Here is an 18,066-nt window from a genome sequence, read left to right as displayed (position 1 = left end):
CATAATTGAGGTTGTTCACGTTCGTAGCGAAGGGGAATGCCCATGCCCGTGATCTATATCGACGAAGCTGCGGCTCACGCAGGACAGGACGTCACGATTCGCGGATGGCTCCGCAGCCGGCGCGATAAGGGGAAGCTCCATTTTCTGATTGTGCGGGACGGGACCGGCGATATCCAGGCGGTCGTGAGCAAAGGCGCGGTTGGGGACGAGCAGTTTACTCATTCGGCCGAGCTTACGCAGGAGTCGAGCGTCGTCCTGACCGGCACGTTACGGCAGGATGCGCGCGCCCCGGGCGGGTACGAACTTGATGTGAAGCATCTCGCGGTCGTGCAGGTCGCGGAACCGTTTCCGATTCAGCCCAAAGAGCACGGTACAGGATTTCTGATGGAGCATCGGCACCTCTGGCTGCGTTCCAGCCGCCAGCATGCCGTGCTACGTATTCGGCATGAGATCATTCGCGCCTGCCGGAACTTTTTCGATGATCGCGGTTTCACGCTGGTCGACGCGCCGATCTTTACACCCAATGCCTGTGAAGGCACTACCACGCTGTTTCAGACGCAATATTTTGAGGAGACGGCCTATTTGACGCAAAGCGGCCAGCTGTACAGTGAAGCCACCGCCGCAGCTTTTGGAAAGGTGTATTGCTTCGGGCCGACGTTCCGCGCGGAAAAATCCAAGACGCGCCGGCATCTGATGGAGTTCTGGATGGTCGAACCGGAAGTGGCGTTTGCGGAGCTGCCGGACATGATGGATCTCGCCGAACAGTTTCTCTCGCATATCGTGGCTGCTGTGCTGAAGACGCGCCGTGCCGAATTGCAGGTGTTGGAGCGGGATCTCGCCAAGCTGGAGCGTGTGACGGCGCCGTTTCCACGCATCACATATGAGGAAGCCGTGGATATCCTTCAGCGGAAAGGACATCCCGCAAAGTCGGGAGATGATTTTGGCGCGGAAGACGAAACTATTCTGTCGAAAGAATTCGATCGCCCCGTCATCGTGCATCGGTATCCCGCCGCCCTGAAAGCCTTCTATATGGAGACCGATCCGGCTCGACCCGATCTCGCGCTCTGCATGGATGTGTTGGCTCCCGAAGGGTATGGAGAAATCATCGGCGGCGGGCAGCGCATTCATCAACACGAGAAACTATTGGCGCGCATACAGGAACAGCATCTTCCGGTAGAGGCGTTTCAATGGTATCTCGATCTGCGCCGGTTCGGTTCTGTTCCTCATGCCGGATTTGGAATGGGCATTGAGCGCGCCGTGGCGTGGATCTGCGGGTTGGAGCATGTGCGGGAGACGATACCCTTTCCCCGGATGTTGTATCGCTTATATCCATAGGTTTTCCCCATCCTTTCTGTTCTGGTGATCGGTCATACGATCACCAGAAATGCTGCCATTCGATCTGTCTGATTTTCTGGACGGGTCCCACTTTCCTCGGCCTCTTTTATGCCGCAATTCACAAGATGGTGGGTAAGTTTCCCACAAGATTGTCCACAGATGTGGATAACGCACGTGCCAAATTCGGCACACCATGCGATGGGCGAAAAGCGAACAATATTCTTGATAAATTGGAGCAAAATCTGTTGACAGCTGTTTCGTTGGGTGTATACTCCAGCCAACATGTGGTGAAAAGTGGGTGGAAATGGGTGTATGAATTCTGCTCGCGGTTCCCATGAGCCGGTTTTGGTCGACGAGATCTTGTTCTGGCTGCAGTGCAAACCAGGTGGAATTTACGTGGACTGCACTCTCGGATATGCAGGGCTCGCTACCAGGATTCTCCATCACACTGCTCCAGATGGCATTCTCATCGGGATCGATCGCGATGCGGCCGCGCTCGAAGAATCTCGCACGCGCCTGCAAGGTGTCATGTCCCGGGTGCATCTCCGGCATGGAAACTTTTCTGAGCTTACAACGCTCGTGGCCCAGACCGGACTCCAACATGTGGATGGTGTGGTCTTCGATCTCGGCGTCTCTTCGCCGCAACTCGATCGTCCGGAGCGCGGATTCAGTTTTCGTGATGATGGACCATTGGACATGCGCATGGATCAGCGCGAGGGCCGCACGGCGGCCGACCTCATTCGTGATTTGTCGGAACGCGAATTGGCTGACGTGATCTATCAGCTCGGCGAAGAGCGGTATTCGCGAAGAATCGCCCGCGCGATTGTGCAGGCGAGAATGCAATGCGCAATCGGGACGACGCGGGAATTGGCGGCGGTGGTGGAACACGCGGTGCCGGCTTCCTACCGCCATGGGCGGATCCATTGCGCCACGCGAACGTTTCAGGCGTTGCGGATTGCCGTGAACCGGGAGTTGGAAGTGCTCGAACCGGCACTGCGCGATGCCGTTGCTACTGTGGCGCCTGGGGGGCGGGTCTGCGTCGTGTCGTTTCATTCGCTTGAAGACAGAATTGTGAAACATACGTTTCGGGCGCTGGCAAATGGCCCCGAGGCTTCAGTGAAGGTGCTGACAAAAAAACCGGTCATCGCTTCGGAGAGCGAGTGTGACCATAACCCGCGGTCGCGCAGCGCAAAGCTGCGTGTCGTGGAGCGCAAGTCCAAGGAGTCTATGCAATGAAAGCCGTCGCGTTTGCCGCGGTCACGTCGTTGGTGTTGCTCTTTGTGTGGGAACGGGTGGACATCGTTCGCATCGGATACCACATCGAGCGGCTGAAGACGCAAAAAGTGCTCCTCGAGCGCGAGCGGGATGAGCTGCAGGTCAAGCTTTCCGGGCTCACGGCGCCTGAGCGGATCGCGCGTCTGGCCAGCGACAAATTAGGCATGATGCAGCCGGAGAAGGGGCAAGTCGTCGTTATTAATATCGAGCCGGAGACGCCTGCGAATCCCGTCGCCACAGAAGGCGAAGTCCGGATTGCAAAGAACATTGTCACTCGGAGAGCGCGATAGTGGCTTCGACCGCCTTTCGTGGGCGCCGAATCGTGGTGGCCTGCGGGTTGGTGGTCGCGTTTGTCCTGGTGATCGTCCGCCTCGTGAATCTTCAGGTGATGCAATCGGCGGAGTTGACCGTCAAGGCCGATCGGCAACATCAGAAGAATGTCACGCTGGAGGGAGCGCGCGGCACAATTTACGATCGCAACAGCAAGGTCCTGGCAATGAATATGGATGTGCCGTCCGTGTTCGGAGTGCCTGCCTCGCTCGGCAACCCGGGAGTGGCGGCGCGCAATCTCTCGTCGATTCTGCATGTGAAGGCGGCGGAACTCGAAAAAAAGTTGAAGCAGGAAAAGCATTTCGTCTGGCTGGCGAGGAAGCTGGAGCCGGAACAGGGACGCCGGCTTGAACGACTTGGGCTCGACGGGGTCGGCGTGGTGATGGAGGGGCGGCGATTTTATCCGAAGGGGCCGCTGCTGTCGCATGTGCTGGGATTTGCCGGGATGGATGATCGCGGCCTGGAAGGGGTGGAGCTGCGGTACGAACAATATCTGCGCGGCGAAAAGCGGGCCGTCGTGTTGCAGCGGGATGCGCTGGGGCGCGCCGTCTTCCCCAAGGGCCTGAATGAGGAAGGGGCCGCGGCTGGACATAGCCTCACGCTGACGGTCGATGAGGTGGCGCAGTATATTGCCGAGAAAGAGCTGGATGAGGCGGTCACTCGATCCAATGCCAAGTCCGGCACGATCATTGTGATGGATCCCAGGACCGGCGCCGTGCTGGCTATGGCCGTGAGTCCGCGATTCGATCCCAATACGGTCGGCGCGCTGGTTCCCGATCGATGGCGTAACCGCGCCTTGACCGACACCTACGAACCGGGCTCGACGATGAAGGCTGTCATTGCAGCTGCGGCGTTGGAAGAGAAGGTCATGACTCCGGGCAGCATGATTTATGGCGAAAACGGGCAGTTTGCGATTGCGAATACGATCATCCATGACCATGAGAAAGCCGGGTGGATGACGTTTGCGCAGATGATTCAAAAGTCGAGCAATATCGGCGCCGCCAAGGTGGGCATGGCGCTGGGAGAATGGCGGGTCTTCGACTATTTGAAGGAGTTCGGCTTCGGAGACAAAAGCGGCATTGATCTGCCGGGTGAAACCGCCGGGTTGCTGCGAGGGCCCCGCCAATGGGGCAAACGTTCTTTGGCCTCCATTTCCATGGGACAGGAGGTTGGCGTCACGCCATTACAAATGGTGACGGCGATGTCGGCCATCGCTAATGGCGGCGTCCTCATGAAACCCTATGTGGTCTCGGAGATTCGCAACGCGAAGGGACAATTGGTCGCGCAGAATATGCCCCAAGCCAAACGGCGTGTCATCTCCGCCGATACGGCCAGGACATTGACGACGCTTTTGGAGGGCGTGGTGACCCACGGGACAGGCGGGAAGGCGGCCATCCCGGGCTTTCGAGTGGCCGGCAAGACCGGAACCGCTCAGAAGGTTGATCCCCGCACCGGCAAATATTCCTCCACCCTTTTGGTCGGATCGTTTCTCGGGTACGTCCCCGCGGAAGATCCCCGGCTGGCCATGATTGTGGTGATCGATGAACCGCGCGGAGAAGCCTGGGGTGGTGTTGTCGCAGCCCCGGTGTTCCGTCGAGTCGGAGAGCAGGTGCTCAATTATCTGGGGGTTGCAGTGGACGAACCGGTTAAGCTGGCGATGGCCGGGCTGGAATCCTGAGATGACGCTGGATGAGTTGATCAGTCCCATTCAGGGGCGTCTAGGCGTTTTGGAGCGGAGCGGGGATCAGCGGGTGACGATTACGGCCGTGACCGATGATTCCCGTCAGGCTGAGTCGGGGGCCGTCTTTGTCGCCGTGCCGGGAGAGCGGGTCGACGGCCACGAATTTTTAGATCGGGTCGTAAGGGCGGGGGTGGCGGCAGTCGTCGTGGGACGCCATGTTGAGGTTGGATCGACTCCGTGCATTCGCGTGCAGGATTCCCGGGCGGCATTGGGGATTCTCGGCAGCCGGTTTTACGGAGATCCCTCTGCCGCGCTCCGCATGATCGGAGTGACGGGCACCAACGGGAAAACCACGACCACCTATGTCGTGAAAACCATGCTGGAGGCGGTGAATCGGCAGGTCGGTTTGATCGGCACAGTCGCGTACCTGGTCGGGAACGAATCGATTCCGGCGTCGCATACCACGCCCGGCGCGTTGGAGTTGCAGAAATTATTTGCACGAATGGTCGAGAAGAGGTTGGATACGGTCGTCATGGAAGTGTCGTCTCACGCGTTGGCCCTTGACCGAACCGCCGGCTCGGAATTCGATGTCGCGGTGTTTACGAACCTCACGCAGGACCACCTCGACTTCCACCTGGATATGGAACGGTACTTCCAGGCAAAGCGCAGATTGTTTGTCGGGCTTGGCCAGTCGGGCGCGCGCAAGCCAAAGAAACGAGCCATCATCAATGCGGATGATCCCTGGGGCGGACGGATTCGTGAAGCCTGCACTGTGCCGGTATGGACGTATGGTCTGCACCGGCAGGCCGACATTCGCGCAGATGAGGTGAAGCTGTCTCCTTCGGGCACCAGTTTTACGCTGCGCACCCCGAGCGGCAGTTGCGCGATCCAAAGTCGGTTGGTGGGAGAGCACAACGTCTCCAATTTGCTGGCTGCCATCGGCGTCGTGCTGCACGAAGGTTTGACGCTGAACCAGGTTCGCGCCGCGGCGGGCGCCGTCTCCAATGTGCCGGGGCGATTTGAGCGGGTTGAGGCGGGGCAGGATTTTACGGTGGTGGTGGACTATGCCCACACCGAAGACGCATTGGTTCGATTGTTGACCGCCGCGCAGGCTCTGCGCACCGGTCGTATCATTACCCTGTTCGGATGCGGTGGCGACCGGGATCGCACGAAGCGTCCGAAAATGGGGCGCGCCGCCGTCCAGTATAGCGACGTGGTTATCCTGACCTCGGACAATCCACGCACGGAAGACCCGGCTGTGATTCTGAGCGAGGTCGAGCTCGGGGTGAAGGAAGCGTTGGCGGCTCGTAGCCATGTTCGGTATCGGATGATTGCGGATCGCCGGGCGGCGATCGAAGCTGCCATCGGGGAGGCAAAAGCCGGCGATATGGTGTTGATCGCGGGGAAGGGACATGAAGATTATCAGATCGTGGGAACGACGAAACATCACTTCGATGATCGGGAAGTGGCGCGTGAAATGATCGAGGCGCGCCGGTCCTGACATTCAGCGAGGCATGACATGCGGGAGCATGGACATCGTGGCGTAATGGCGCTGTTTACCGTTGAAGAAATGTGCGAAGTGTTGGGCGCCAAGTCGTCGACAGGCTTGAGTCCGCAGGATTTGAAGCAGCGGATTCGGCGTGTGGTGACCGATTCTCGTCTGGTGCGCAAAGGCGATCTGTTCATCGCCTTTCAGGGAGAGCGATTCGACGCGCATTCGTTCGTGCCCAAGGTCTTTGCGCAAGGCGCCGTCTGCGCCATCGTGCAGGAAGACTACCGACTTCCTCCGATGAAGCCCAGGACCGGCGCGCCCATTGTGCTCGGCGTGCGGGATACGCTCGAAGCCTTTCAGCGGTTGGCCACGCACTACCGCAACCGATTTCCCATTCCGGTCATTGCCATCACGGGAAGCAACGGGAAGACGACGACGAAAGAAATGGTCGCGCATGTGGTCGCGCAACGCTGGAAAACCCTCAAAACCGAGGGCAATCTCAACAATCGGATCGGCGTGCCGCAGACATTGTTCCAATTGGCGCCGCGGCACCAGGCTGCGGTGATTGAAATGGGCGTGGATCAGCAGGGACAAACGACCCGGTTGTGCGAAATCGCGAGGCCGACGGTCGGCGTGATTACCAATATCGGACCGGACCATCTGGAGTTTTTCGGCAGCATGGAAGGGTCTGCGCAAGCCAAAGCCGAATTGCTCGACCATCTGCCGGAGGACGGGGCCGTTGTGCTGAATGCCGACGATGAGTATTTCGATTACCTTGCCGCAAGGGCACAATGCCGGGTCGTGGCATTCGGCGCGTCACCCAAGGCGGCCGTTCGCGCCGCGAATGTTCGAACCGATGAAAAAGGCGGGACCAGCTTCGGACTCATCCTGCCGGGCAAAAGTCGCCAGACGGAAGTGCGGATCCGAACGCAGGGGCAGCACAATGTGAGCAATGCCTTAGCGGCGGCGGCCGTGGGTTATGCCTTGGGTCTGTCCGGCGCCGCCATCGCCGAGGGATTATCGAAGTTCCGCCCGGCGGCGATGCGATCGCAAATCAGCCAATCGCATGGCGTCCAGGTCATCAACGATTGCTACAATGCCAACCCGGCCTCCATGAAGGCGGCTATCCAATTGTTGGCGGAGCTGGGGCGGGGGAAACGATCGATCGCGGCTCTGGGCGACATGCTGGAGTTGGGCGCGGATACCAAGCGTCTACACCGGGAAGTCGGGGCGTTTCTGGCCGCGCAGGGGATCGGGCACCTGTTGGCGTGCGGCGCATTAGGACGGGAGTTGGCGGAAGGGGCTCGTCAGGCCGGTATGGCGTCCGAGAGGATTGCCGAACTGCCCGATGCGCAGGCGGCCGCCACGGCCCTGGCGCGCATGGTCCGGCAAGGCGACGTGGTGCTGGTGAAAGCTTCGCGCGGAATGCGCATGGAACAGGTCGTGGAGGCCGTGACGGGAATGCGGCGAGTGGCGAGAAAAGCCTGTTAGCTGCAAGGGATTCAAAGGAATTTAAAATCCGCCGAACTATGGCGGGCAAAGAAGCCGTAGGATGTTATACAACTGGCTCTACCCACTTCATACACAGTTTTCGTTTCTGAACGTCTTTCGCTACCAGAGTTTCCGGATCATCTACGCAGCGGTCACCGCGTTTCTCATCGCATTCGTGATGGCGCCTTGGGTCATCCGGAAACTGCAGGAGATTAAGCTCGGCCAGCAGATTCGCGACGACGGGCCGAAGCGGCATTTGGCCAAGAGTGGAACGCCGACGATGGGCGGCATTCTCATTATTTTTGCGGTGGTCTTGTCCACGCTCTTGTGGGCCGATATGACCAATCGTTATGTGTGGTTGGTGGTGGTGGCGACTGTCGGGTTCGGCGCAGTGGGATTTGCCGATGATTATCTGAAATTCATCAAGCGTCAATCGAAAGGCCTGTCGGCTGCGCAAAAATTTTCCGGCCAGTTCCTGGTGGCCTTGGCCATCGGCGTCTTTCTCTACAGCCTCCCGAGCTACACGACGAAACTCAGCGTCCCGTTCTTCAAATTTTTTACGCCAGACCTGGGCTGGTTCTACATTGTGTTCGTCATTCTCGTCATCGTCGGCAGTTCCAATGCCGTGAATCTGACGGACGGGCTCGATGGTTTGGCGATCGGCCCGGTCATGATCGCCTCGCTGGCCTATACCATCGTGGCGTATGTGACCGGGAACCGCGTGATGGCCGAATACTTGTTAATTCCGTACATCGAAGGCGCCGGAGAAATCGCCATTTTTACCGGAGCGATTTTAGGGTCGAGCCTCGGCTTTCTCTGGTTCAACACCTATCCGGCTTCTGTCTTTATGGGCGACGTGGGCTCCCTTCCGTTGGGCGCGGCGCTCGGAACGGTGGCGGCCATCAGCAAGCACGAACTGTTGTTGCTCCTGGTCGGTGGGGTGTTCGTCATCGAAGCCCTGTCTGTCATCCTGCAGGTGGGATCCTACAAATTGCGGGGGAAGCGTATTTTCAATATGGCTCCAATCCATCATCATTTTGAGATGAAGGGATGGGACGAGCCGAAAGTGGTGGTGCGTCTATGGATCATTGCCATTTTGCTGGCCTTGCTCAGCTTGAGCACGCTCAAACTGCGGTAGACGGGGACTCATGAACGTCAAGGATCTTCAGGTCACGGTCGTCGGTCTCGCCAGGAGCGGTGTCGGCGCTGCGCGGCTCTTGCATCACCTTGGAGCGCGGGTGACCGTGGCCGACCGGAAAGAACAACAGGAGCTCACGGCCATCCTGTCGCAGTTGGACGGGACGAGCATTGCCGTCCGGGTGGGGGATCGGTACGAATCGGCGCTTGAGGACGCGGATCTTGTGGTGATCAGTCCCGGCGTACCGACGCAGCTGGATGCCTTCAATCGCGTGCGCGCTCGCGGAGTTCGAGTTATCGGGGAACTGGAGTTGGCATCGCGGTATATGACGGCGCCGATCGTGGCCGTGACCGGAACAAACGGGAAAAGCACGACGGTCACACTGATCGGCAAGTTTTTGCTGGAGAGTGGCAAACGCGCCTTTGTCGGCGGCAATCTGGGCATCGCGGCCAGCGAAGCGGCCCTGGCTTGTGTCCAGGCGAAGCCGGGAAGCCCCGCCCCGTATGAGTATGTGGTGTTGGAAACCTCCAGCTTTCAGCTTGAAACGATCGAACAGTTCCATCCCTGGATCGCCTCGATCTTGAATGTGACGCTGGACCATATGGACCGCTACAGCTCGGTGGAAGAGTATGTAGCGGCCAAAGCGCGTATCTTCGCCAATCAAACCGCCGGAGACTATTCACTCTTCAATCTGGACGACATGCGGGTTGCCGCGCTTCGCGGAAAGACGAAGGCCGCTGTTCTGGGTTTCAGCCGAAGTGGAGCCACGGTTTCAGGCGTGGCCGGGGCCACGGTGCTGGACGGGGATCTCATCGTGACGACGGTGCGGGGGCAGCGCGAGGAAATCTGTCGCCGGAGCGATATGCGCCTGATCGGGCTTCACAACGTGGAAAATGTGATGGCGGCAGTGACCTATGGTTTGTTGTGCGGCTGCTCCATCGAAGCCATCCGCGCCGTGCTGCGATCCTTTCCCGGTTTGGAGCATGCCCTGGAAGTGGTGCGTGAGCGCCGCGGGGTTCGGTATGTGAACGATTCCAAAGGCACGAATGTCGATGCGGTCTTGAAAGCCCTTGAGGGCATCGAACAGCCGATCTGGTTGATCGCCGGAGGGCGCGACAAAGGCGGCGATTTTTCCCGCTTGGAAGGGATGATACGCCAGCGGGTCAAGGGCCTCATTCTCATTGGTGAGGCGGCGGGCCGTATTCAAAAGGCGATGGGTGATTTTGACGGATGTCGTCCTGCAGCGACTCTCCGCGACGCCGTGGAGCTTGCTGCTCGCGAGGCGCAGCCCGGTGAGGTGGTTCTACTCTCGCCGGCCTGCGCCAGTTTTGACATGTTTGCGGATTACCAAGACCGGGGCCGGCAATTCAAGGCGCTGGTCCAGTCGCTTCCGGCGTGAGGCCGGAAGTCGCGCGGAGGAACGACAGCTGAACAATGGCACAGCAAGCGCTCGGGACTCTGAAGCTGCCCTGGTCGACCTCGACCCAGCGGGCGTCCAAGCGCGTGCCGGTGGATCCGGCGCTCTTGGCGGTTACCCTTATCCTCGCTCTGATAGGCGTGGTGATGGTGTTCAGTGCCAGTGCTGTGGTGGCGGGAAACCGCTTTCACGACCCCTGGTATTTCCTCAAACGGCAGGTGGCCTGGCTGGTCGTCGGTTTGCTGGTCATGCATGTCGTCTCGCGGATCGACTATACGATCTGGAAGAAGCTGGCGATACCCCTGCTCTGCGGGGCCACGCTGTTGTTGGTCCTGGTGCTCATTCCATCGCTCGGGAACGTGGCCAAGGGGGCACGGCGGTGGCTGCACCTGGGGCCGATCAATATTCAGCCGGCCGAGGTGGCGAAATTCGTGGCCATCATCTACGCGGCAGCCTATCTGACCAAGAAGCAGGATCAGATTACGCAGTTCGCAAGGGGGTTGTTACCGCCGCTGATCGTGATCGGCTTGCTGAGCGGGCTGGTGCTGCTGGAGCCGGATCTGGGCACTGTGGTGGTGATGGGGCTCGTGGTGGCGACCCTGCTGTTTCTGGCAGGGGCGCGGATCAAGCACCTGGTGATCCTGTCCTTGTGCGCCTTGACGGGGGTGGCCGCGCTCATCCTGACGTCAGCATACCGCTGGAAACGGTTTCTCATGTTTTTGGATCCCACGAAGGACCCTTCCGGAGCGGGCTTTCAGATCACGCAGTCGTTTTTGGCCTTCGGGAGCGGCGGTCCGTTCGGGGTCGGGTTGGGAGAGGGCAAACAGAAATTATTCTTCCTGCCGGAGGCGCACACCGATTTTGTGCTCGCATTGGTCGGCGAGGAGTTGGGGTTGTTGGGCACCGTGACGATCGTGTTGCTGTTCGGCCTCTTTGTGATCAAGGGGGTTCAGATTGCGGGCCGGGCGCGGCATTCCTTCGGGAAGCACCTGGCGATGGGCATCACGATGTTAATCGGCATGCAGGCCTTGGTGAATGCAGGGGTCGTCACGGGACTGTTACCCACCAAAGGGTTGACGCTCCCGTTCGTCAGTTACGGTGGTTCGTCGCTCATGGCCAACCTGTTCGGGGTGGGGATTCTCCTGAGCATTTCGCGCGACCGGCAGGGCGGGCACGGCGGCCAGGACAGCAGCGGATCCCGAGGCGCGCGGAAGCGCGGGGTGATCACGGAATGACTATCGTGATTGCAGCAGGAGGCACAGGCGGGCACCTGTATCCGGCCATTGCCGTGGCCCGGGAATTTTTGCGGCGGGACCCCTCGACGCGCATCCTCTTCGTCGGAACGACGCGTGGCATTGAGCAAAAGGTCCTGGCCCATGAAGGGCTCCCCTTGCGGTGCATCACGGCGCATCCGTTCATGGGCAAAAAGCCGGGTGAGATGGCGAAGGCGCTCATCACCATTCCGGTCAGTCTCTGGCAGTCGCTGAGGGTACTGAAACAGCAGGGCGCTGATCTGGTGTTCGGCGTGGGAGGATACACCAGCCCGGCGATGCTGGTGGCAGCATTTTTGCGGCGCGTTCCCGGCGTAATTCTCGAGCCGAATGCCTATCCGGGATTGGCAAACAAAGCCGTCGCGCCGCTGGTGCAGCGTATTTTTCTGGCGTTCGAGTCGACGAGACAATTTTTCGATCGACGGAAGACAAGCGTGGTCGGAACGCCCGTGCGACAGGCATTCTTGGAATCTTCCGCGCCTGAGGCGGTGCGGCGCGAGATAGGACCGCAGCGGCGCCTGTTGATTTTCGGCGGTAGTCAGGGGGCGAAGGCCATCAACTCCGCGATGATTGACGCGTTGCCCCTGCTCGCAACCATGAATGCCCGATGGACCATTACGCATCAAACGGGGGAGGCAGATCATGCCCGGGTTGCGGCCGCCTACGAACAGGCGGGAATCTCCGCGCAGGTCGTTCCGTTTCTCTACGACATGCCCACGGCGCTCCGCGCAGCAGACCTGGTTGTGGCGCGGGCCGGTGCCATGACGATTGCCGAATTGACGGTCTGTGGGAAGCCGGCGATTCTGATCCCGCTCCCCACAGCCATCTACAACCATCAGTTGCGGAACGCGGAAGTGATGGCGAAGGCGGGTGGGGCGGTCCTCCTGCCTCAGGCGCAGTTGACCGGGGCCGGTCTGGCGCAGGCCATGACGGAAATTCTGGGCGACCCGCAACGACTGGAGACCATGAGCCGGCACAGTTGGAAGATGCGCCGCAGTGATGCGGCGGAAACTATCGTGCGAGAATGTTATGACGTCATAAGGAGGCGCCATGAGGCCAGCGACAGCGCTCGCGCCCTATGAACTACGAGAGCGGGAGAGACAGCAACAGAATCGCAACAACGGACAGCGATCATTTGGCGGACAGGAGCTAAGGCGGACGGCGATGTTCAGAAAGACACAACATATTCATCTAGTGGGAATCGGCGGGTCCGGGATGAGCGGCATCGCCGAGGTATTGTTGACGCTCGGGTACAGGGTCAGCGGATCGGACCTCAGCCAGTCGGAAACGACTCGCCGGCTTGAGGAACTGGGAGGGCGCATCGCCATTGGCCACCATGAGTCCAATATCGGCGAAGCGCAGGTGGTGGTGATTTCTTCCGCGGTGGCTGCGACCAATCCTGAAGTGGTTGCGGCGAAGGCGCGGCAGATTCCGGTCATCCCACGCGCTGAAATGTTGGCCGAGTTGATGCGGTTGAAGTTCGGCGTGGCGATCGCCGGCGCTCATGGCAAGACGACCACGACATCAATGGTGGCGAATGTGCTCGCGCAAGGCGGGTTGGATCCGACCATGGTGATCGGGGGCAAGGTGAATGCGTTGGGGAGTCATGCCCGCCTCGGACGGGGCGATCTGCTCATTGCAGAAGCGGACGAAAGCGACGGCTCGTTTCTGCGTCTGGCGCCGACGATCGCCGCGGTCACCAATATCGACCGGGAACATCTGGACCATTACGGCAGCATGGAGCGGCTCAACGACAGTTTTCTTGAGTTTGTGAACAAGGTCCCGTTCTACGGACTGGCCGTGCTCTGCTCCGATGACGAACGGCTGCGCCATCTCCTGCCGCGTGTGGTCAAGAGATACCAGACCTATGGTTTGAACGAACATCCCGATCATGTGCCGGATTTTCGCGCGACCGATATCAGCTTGCGGCAATGGGGTTCGGAGTTTCGGGTGTTTTTTCGCGGCCGTAACCTGGGTCCGTTCCGGTTGGGCATTCCCGGCATCCACAATGTGTCGAACTCGTTGGTCGCTATTGCGATCGGCATGGAGCTGGATATTCCGGTCGATCTCATCCGGAAAGGCCTGGCGGCGTTCAGCGGCGTCGAACGCCGGTTTCACCTGCGCGGGGAAAAGGCCGGCATTATGGTGGTGGACGATTACGGCCATCATCCGACCGAAGTCCGGGCCACGATTGCGGCCGCGAAGCAGGGCTGGGACCGGAGGGTGGTCGTATTGTTTCAGCCCCATCGCTATAGCCGTTCGCGCGACTTGATGCAGGAATTTTCCCATGCGTTCGACCAAGCCGATGCGCTGTTTATGACGGAGATCTATGCGGCGGGCGAGCAGCCGATTCCCGGCGTGTCCGGGGCCAAGTTGGTCGAGGCCGTGAAAACCGCCGGGCATCCCTCCGCCACATTCGTGGAGCGCAAGGAAACTCTGGCCGAGCAGGTGCTGCCGACGCTGAAATCTGGGGATCTTGTGATCACCCTCGGGGCGGGAGACATCTGGAAGGCGGGGCTGGCGATCCTCGACCGATTGCCGGCCTGAGGGTGATGAGAGGCGGGACCCGGTGTCACGTGTGGCGCGGAAAGAGCAATCGGCGGGAGCGAAGAAAGACTGGGCGCGCATCCTTGAGGGAATTCGTGGAACGATCACGTACGAGGCGTCGTTGCAATCCTATACCTCGTTCCGTATCGGGGGACCGGCCGAAGTTCTGGTGGAGCCGGCCGATGTGGACGATTTGTGCCGGGTGGTGGCGCAGGCTCACGCCGAACGCGTCCCGATTTTCGTGGTGGGTGGGACGAATCTGCTCGTTCGTGACGGGGGAATCCGCGGCCTCGTGCTCAGCCTCCGGCAACTCAAAGCCATCCGCCATGAGCCGGGATCTGTCCTCTACGCGGAGGGGGGCGTGGGCATGCCGACGTTGATTGGGTATGCCATCCGCCGCTCGCTGGCTGGGCTGGAATGGGGCGCCGGCATTCCCGGCACGGTCGCCGGTTGTGTGGTCATGAACGCAGGGACACGTTTGGGTGAAATGAAGGATTCCCTCAAAGCCGTTCGCATGGTCGATCCGCGCGGTCGGGTGGTGGACATTCCGGCAGCTGACATTCCGTTCAGTTACCGGCGGGCGCATCTGCCGCGCGGCATCGTGGCCGGAGTCTGGGTGCAACTGAAGCCCGGAGCGCACGACCGGATTGAAAAGACCGTGAAAGATTATTTGCAGTATCGCAAGACCACCCAACCGTTGACGCTCCCGAGCGCCGGATGCGTATTCAAGAATCCTCCGCAGGATTCCGCCGGCCGCCTGGTGGACGCTGCTGGGCTCAAGGGCGCGCGTGTGGGCGATGCGCAGGTTTCCGAAAAACACGCGAACTTTATGGTGAATGTGGGGCATGCGCGCGCGGCCGATGTGCTGGCCTTAATCCGGAAAGTCCGCGCCGGAGTCAAAAAGGCCTCGGGTGTCACATTGGAATTGGAGTTGAAGGTGGTCGGTCAGGCCTGACGCAGATCGAGGAAGGGAGTGGATGTGACGGAACGGAAGCCGCTGACTCGTTCGAAAATCGGGGTGTTGATGGGAGGTCAATCCTCTGAGCGCGACGTCTCTCTCAGGACGGGCGAAGCCGTGTACCGGTCTCTTGTTCGCAGCGGCTACGATGCGATGGCCATCGATGTGGGGCCGGGGTTGTCTCAGACCGTGCAAGAGCAGGCGATAGAAGTGGCCTTTTTGGCGTTACATGGGCCGGGCGGGGAAGACGGTGCGATTCAAGGATTCTTGGAGACCCTGGGCATCCCGTATACGGGGTCGGGTGTGCGCGCCAGCGCCATCGGTATGCATAAGGTGGTGACCAAGACGGTGGTGGCCGCCCACGGCATTCCAGTCCCGCGCGGGACGGTGGTGTGGCGGGGAACGGCGCCCACGTTGAACCGTATCCTGACGAGTTGTAAGTTGAAGCTGCCGATCGTCGTGAAACCGGCGAGCCAGGGATCCACCATCGGCGTGACCATCGTCCGCACACCGTCGCAATGGAAAGAGGCGTTGCAGATGGCCCATCGATACGATGAAGAGGCGATGATCGAGGCGTTCATCCCCGGGCACGAAGTCACCCTGTCCTTGTTGGGGACTATCGACGGAACGGTGGCCGGGTTGCCTGCCGTGGAGATTGTGGCGCCGGACGGATTTTATGATTTTTCGGCCAAGTACGAGAAAGGCCGGACGCAGTACCTCTGCCCGGCGCCGCTGTCCGCCGCCGTGAGCCGCGAGATCAAGCAGCTGGCCATCCGAACCTATCAGGCCTTGGGCTGTAGCGGCGCGGCGAGGGTCGATTTTCGGATTACGCCCAAGGGCAAACCCTTTGTATTGGAAATCAACACGGTGCCGGGGATGACGGAAACGAGTCTGTTGCCGATGGCGGCGGGCAAAGCGGGCCTGTCGTACGATACGTTGACGGAACGGATCCTCCAATCTGCGCTCCGGCGTGCCGGAACGGGATCATTTCGAGCCGTGAGGTAGCCATGCCGCTCAGGTGGCAGAAAGCACGACCGGCCAAACAGAATCCGCGGGCCAATGCCCGTTCGGAATCGGGCCTGGAACGCCGTCGAGGCGAGGCGGCAGGCGGCTACTGGTCGCGGCTGGGGCGTGGCCTGCTGATTTCCTTGCGAGTGATCGCGACGGTGATCGTCTTGGTCGGCGGCTGTTCAGGGCTCTTTGTGCTGGCTCGTGAAATAGGGCCGCTGACGCGCGAATGGTTTCTGGTGCGCTCCGTGTCGGTCAATGGACTGCATCATGTGACCAGAAAAGAGGTGATCGGCCGGTTGGCGCTCAAACCCGATACCGCGCTCTATTCCATCAATCCCACGTGGTTAGCGGAACGGATCAAGACGCATCCCTGGATCAAAGAAGCGACCGTGGTGTTGAAGCCGTTGCATGAAATCCATATCGACATCGTCGAGCGTGAGCCGGCGGTGGTGGTGCGCACCCTGGCGGAAAATCTTCTGACTGATGCGGAGGGGGTGTTGCTGGCGCGTCTCGGGTCCAGCGATGACCCGACGCTTCCCATCTTGTCGGGTGTCGATGGCAAGCGGCTGGCGCAAGGCAGGGCGGAGGATCGTCGTCCCGTGCAGGTGGGCGCCGCGTTGGCGCGCATGGTCGGTCAGACCACAGGGGGACGGCCGGACATCAATGTGGGGAATTTGAATAACCTGGTGGTCGAGGTGCAGGGCGTAACGTTTCAGTTCAGTGAGTCGTCGATGAATCAGCAATGGCATCGGTTTCTCAAAATGCGGCCCGCACTGCATGATGTGGCCTTTGACGGCGAGGGCGCCAGAGCGAATGAAATCGATCTTCGCTTTGCCGACCGCGTCATTGTTCGGGGAAGGGGGTGAGCCGAGTGTCTAAGCGGGATCATATCCTGGTCGGGCTCGATATCGGAACGACCAAGATTTGCGCAATTGTCGCCGAAGTGCCGGAGGAGGGCCCGCTGAACATCATCGGCGTCGGCTCCTGTCCCTCACGCGGGCTTCGCAAGGGTGTCGTGGTCAATATCGAGAGCACCGTGGAATCGATCAAGAAAGCGGTCGAGGAAGCGGAACTCATGGCGGCGGTGCAGATCAATTCGGTGTATACGGGTATTGCCGGCAGCCACATTTCCGGAGAAAATCTCAAAGGTGTCGTGGCGCTCAAGAAACAGGAAGTCACGCGGGACGACATCAGTCGCGCGGTGGAGAGTGCGCGCACACTGGCCGTCATTCCCCATGAACGGCGTATTCTGCACGTGTTGCCGCGCGAGTTCATGGTCGATGATCAGGAGGGTGTCCGCGAGCCGCTGGGCATGTCTGGCAACCGGCTTGAAGTCAATGTGCATGTCATCACGGGTGCGGTGACCTCAGCGCAAAACATCATCAAGAGTGTCAACCGGGCTGGGCTCGATGTCGTCGATATCATCCTGCAGCCGCTGGCTTCGAGCGAGGCAGTGTTAAGCGCGGAGGAGCGCGAGTTGGGCGTGGCCATGGTGGACTTGGGCGGCGGCACGACGGACCTCGCCATTTTCCTCGACGGCAGCATCCGGCACACAGCGGTGCTCCCGATCGGGGGACAGAATCTGACCAAGGATCTGGCAATCGGCCTGTTAACCTCGCAAACCGACGCCGAAAAAATCAAAGTGCAGCACGGCATCGCTCGCACCGAGCTGGTGCACGGGCACCAAATGGTGGAAGTGCCCTCAGTCGGCGATCGTCCGCCGCGGCAATTCACGCGCCGCGATATCGCGGAAATTCTGGAACCGCGCGTCGAAGAAATGTTCGATCTAGTCAAGCGCGAAATCGTGCGTGCCGGCTATGAAGGCATGCTCGGCGCAGGGGTTGTGATTACAGGCGGAACCTCGTTGTTGGAAGGGATGCCGGATGCGGCGGAACGCGGACTGAATCTGCCGGCTCGACGAGGCGCGCCGACAGGCATCGGCGGTTTACGAGATATCGTCAGCAACCCGATGCATGCGACCGGCGTCGGGCTGTTACTCCACGCGCGTCAACATGCCGACAACTTGGAGGCTGCCGGCATGCGTCACGGCAAAGGACTGGGAAAAGTGTTCGATCGCATGCGATCGTGGATGTTTGAGTTTTTCTAACTGTTGCGGACGG

15 protein-coding genes are annotated in these 18,066 nt (G+C 60.1%); all 15 read left to right on the top strand.

The features are described 5' to 3' along the window. The first annotated feature begins 42 nt into the window (after positions 1 to 42). The 15 genes from asnS (at position 43) to ftsA (ending at position 18,053) form a co-directional block, all read left to right on the top strand. Positions 43 to 1,335, top strand: a complete 1,293-nt coding sequence (gene asnS, locus GDA65_06690; GenBank protein ID MBA5862377.1) for an asparagine--tRNA ligase — start codon at positions 43 to 45, stop codon at positions 1,333 to 1,335. Positions 1,336 to 1,647: 312 nt separating this feature from the next. Next, entirely contained in the window at positions 1,648 to 2,571 is a 924-nt protein-coding gene (gene rsmH / locus GDA65_06685) for a 16S rRNA (cytosine(1402)-N(4))-methyltransferase RsmH (GenBank protein ID MBA5862376.1), read from the top strand. Beyond that, positions 2,568 to 2,900 (top strand): hypothetical protein, encoded by a 333-nt coding sequence (locus tag GDA65_06680; GenBank protein ID MBA5862375.1) that lies wholly within the window; start codon positions 2,568 to 2,570, stop codon positions 2,898 to 2,900. The genes rsmH and GDA65_06680 overlap by 4 nt, the downstream gene beginning before the upstream one ends. After that, positions 2,900 to 4,618: a penicillin-binding protein gene (locus GDA65_06675; GenBank protein MBA5862374.1), complete on the top strand. Its 1,719-nt coding sequence runs from the start codon at positions 2,900 to 2,902 to the stop codon at positions 4,616 to 4,618. Before GDA65_06680 ends, GDA65_06675 begins: the two co-directional genes overlap by 1 nt. Position 4,619: 1 nt before the next feature. Then, entirely contained in the window at positions 4,620 to 6,122 is a 1,503-nt protein-coding gene (locus GDA65_06670) for a UDP-N-acetylmuramoyl-L-alanyl-D-glutamate--2,6-diaminopimelate ligase (protein ID MBA5862373.1), read from the top strand. A gap of 18 nt (positions 6,123 to 6,140) precedes the next feature. Beyond that, positions 6,141 to 7,604, top strand: a complete 1,464-nt coding sequence (gene murF, locus GDA65_06665; GenBank protein ID MBA5862372.1) for a UDP-N-acetylmuramoyl-tripeptide--D-alanyl-D-alanine ligase — start codon at positions 6,141 to 6,143, stop codon at positions 7,602 to 7,604. A 61-nt stretch (positions 7,605 to 7,665) separates the two neighbouring features. After that, on the top strand, positions 7,666 to 8,742 hold the full coding sequence (locus GDA65_06660) for a phospho-N-acetylmuramoyl-pentapeptide-transferase (protein MBA5862371.1): 1,077 nt from the start codon (positions 7,666 to 7,668) through the stop codon (positions 8,740 to 8,742). A gap of 10 nt (positions 8,743 to 8,752) precedes the next feature. Next, positions 8,753 to 10,141, top strand: coding sequence for a UDP-N-acetylmuramoyl-L-alanine--D-glutamate ligase (murD, locus tag GDA65_06655; protein ID MBA5862370.1), 1,389 nt, complete (start codon positions 8,753 to 8,755; stop codon positions 10,139 to 10,141). Between the two features lie 35 nt (positions 10,142 to 10,176). Continuing rightward, on the top strand, positions 10,177 to 11,394 hold the full coding sequence (ftsW, locus tag GDA65_06650) for a putative lipid II flippase FtsW (GenBank protein MBA5862369.1): 1,218 nt from the start codon (positions 10,177 to 10,179) through the stop codon (positions 11,392 to 11,394). After that, positions 11,391 to 12,512 (top strand): undecaprenyldiphospho-muramoylpentapeptide beta-N-acetylglucosaminyltransferase, encoded by a 1,122-nt coding sequence (gene murG, locus GDA65_06645; GenBank protein MBA5862368.1) that lies wholly within the window; start codon positions 11,391 to 11,393, stop codon positions 12,510 to 12,512. Before ftsW ends, murG begins: the two co-directional genes overlap by 4 nt. An 82-nt stretch (positions 12,513 to 12,594) precedes the next feature. Next, entirely contained in the window at positions 12,595 to 13,977 is a 1,383-nt protein-coding gene (locus tag GDA65_06640; GenBank protein ID MBA5862367.1) for a UDP-N-acetylmuramate--L-alanine ligase, read from the top strand. A gap of 22 nt (positions 13,978 to 13,999) precedes the next feature. Then, on the top strand, positions 14,000 to 14,932 hold the full coding sequence (murB, locus tag GDA65_06635; protein ID MBA5862366.1) for a UDP-N-acetylmuramate dehydrogenase: 933 nt from the start codon (positions 14,000 to 14,002) through the stop codon (positions 14,930 to 14,932). A 24-nt stretch (positions 14,933 to 14,956) separates the two neighbouring features. After that, entirely contained in the window at positions 14,957 to 15,940 is a 984-nt protein-coding gene (locus GDA65_06630; protein ID MBA5862365.1) for a D-alanine--D-alanine ligase, read from the top strand. A 2-nt stretch (positions 15,941 to 15,942) separates the two neighbouring features. Further along, positions 15,943 to 16,812 carry an FtsQ-type POTRA domain-containing protein gene (locus GDA65_06625; protein ID MBA5862364.1) on the top strand — a complete coding sequence of 290 codons (870 nt, stop codon included), beginning with the start codon at positions 15,943 to 15,945 and terminating at the stop codon, positions 16,810 to 16,812. Then, positions 16,809 to 18,053: a cell division protein FtsA gene (gene ftsA, locus GDA65_06620; GenBank protein ID MBA5862363.1), complete on the top strand. Its 1,245-nt coding sequence runs from the start codon at positions 16,809 to 16,811 to the stop codon at positions 18,051 to 18,053. The genes GDA65_06625 and ftsA overlap by 4 nt, the downstream gene beginning before the upstream one ends. Positions 18,054 to 18,066: the final 13 nt, after the last annotated feature.

The sequence above is a fragment of the Nitrospira sp. CR1.1 genome (assembly GCA_014055465.1).
Classification (GTDB): domain Bacteria; phylum Nitrospirota; class Nitrospiria; order Nitrospirales; family Nitrospiraceae; genus Nitrospira_A.
Note: the sequence above shows the minus strand (reverse complement) of the source record. Positions and strands in the feature narration are given on the sequence as shown.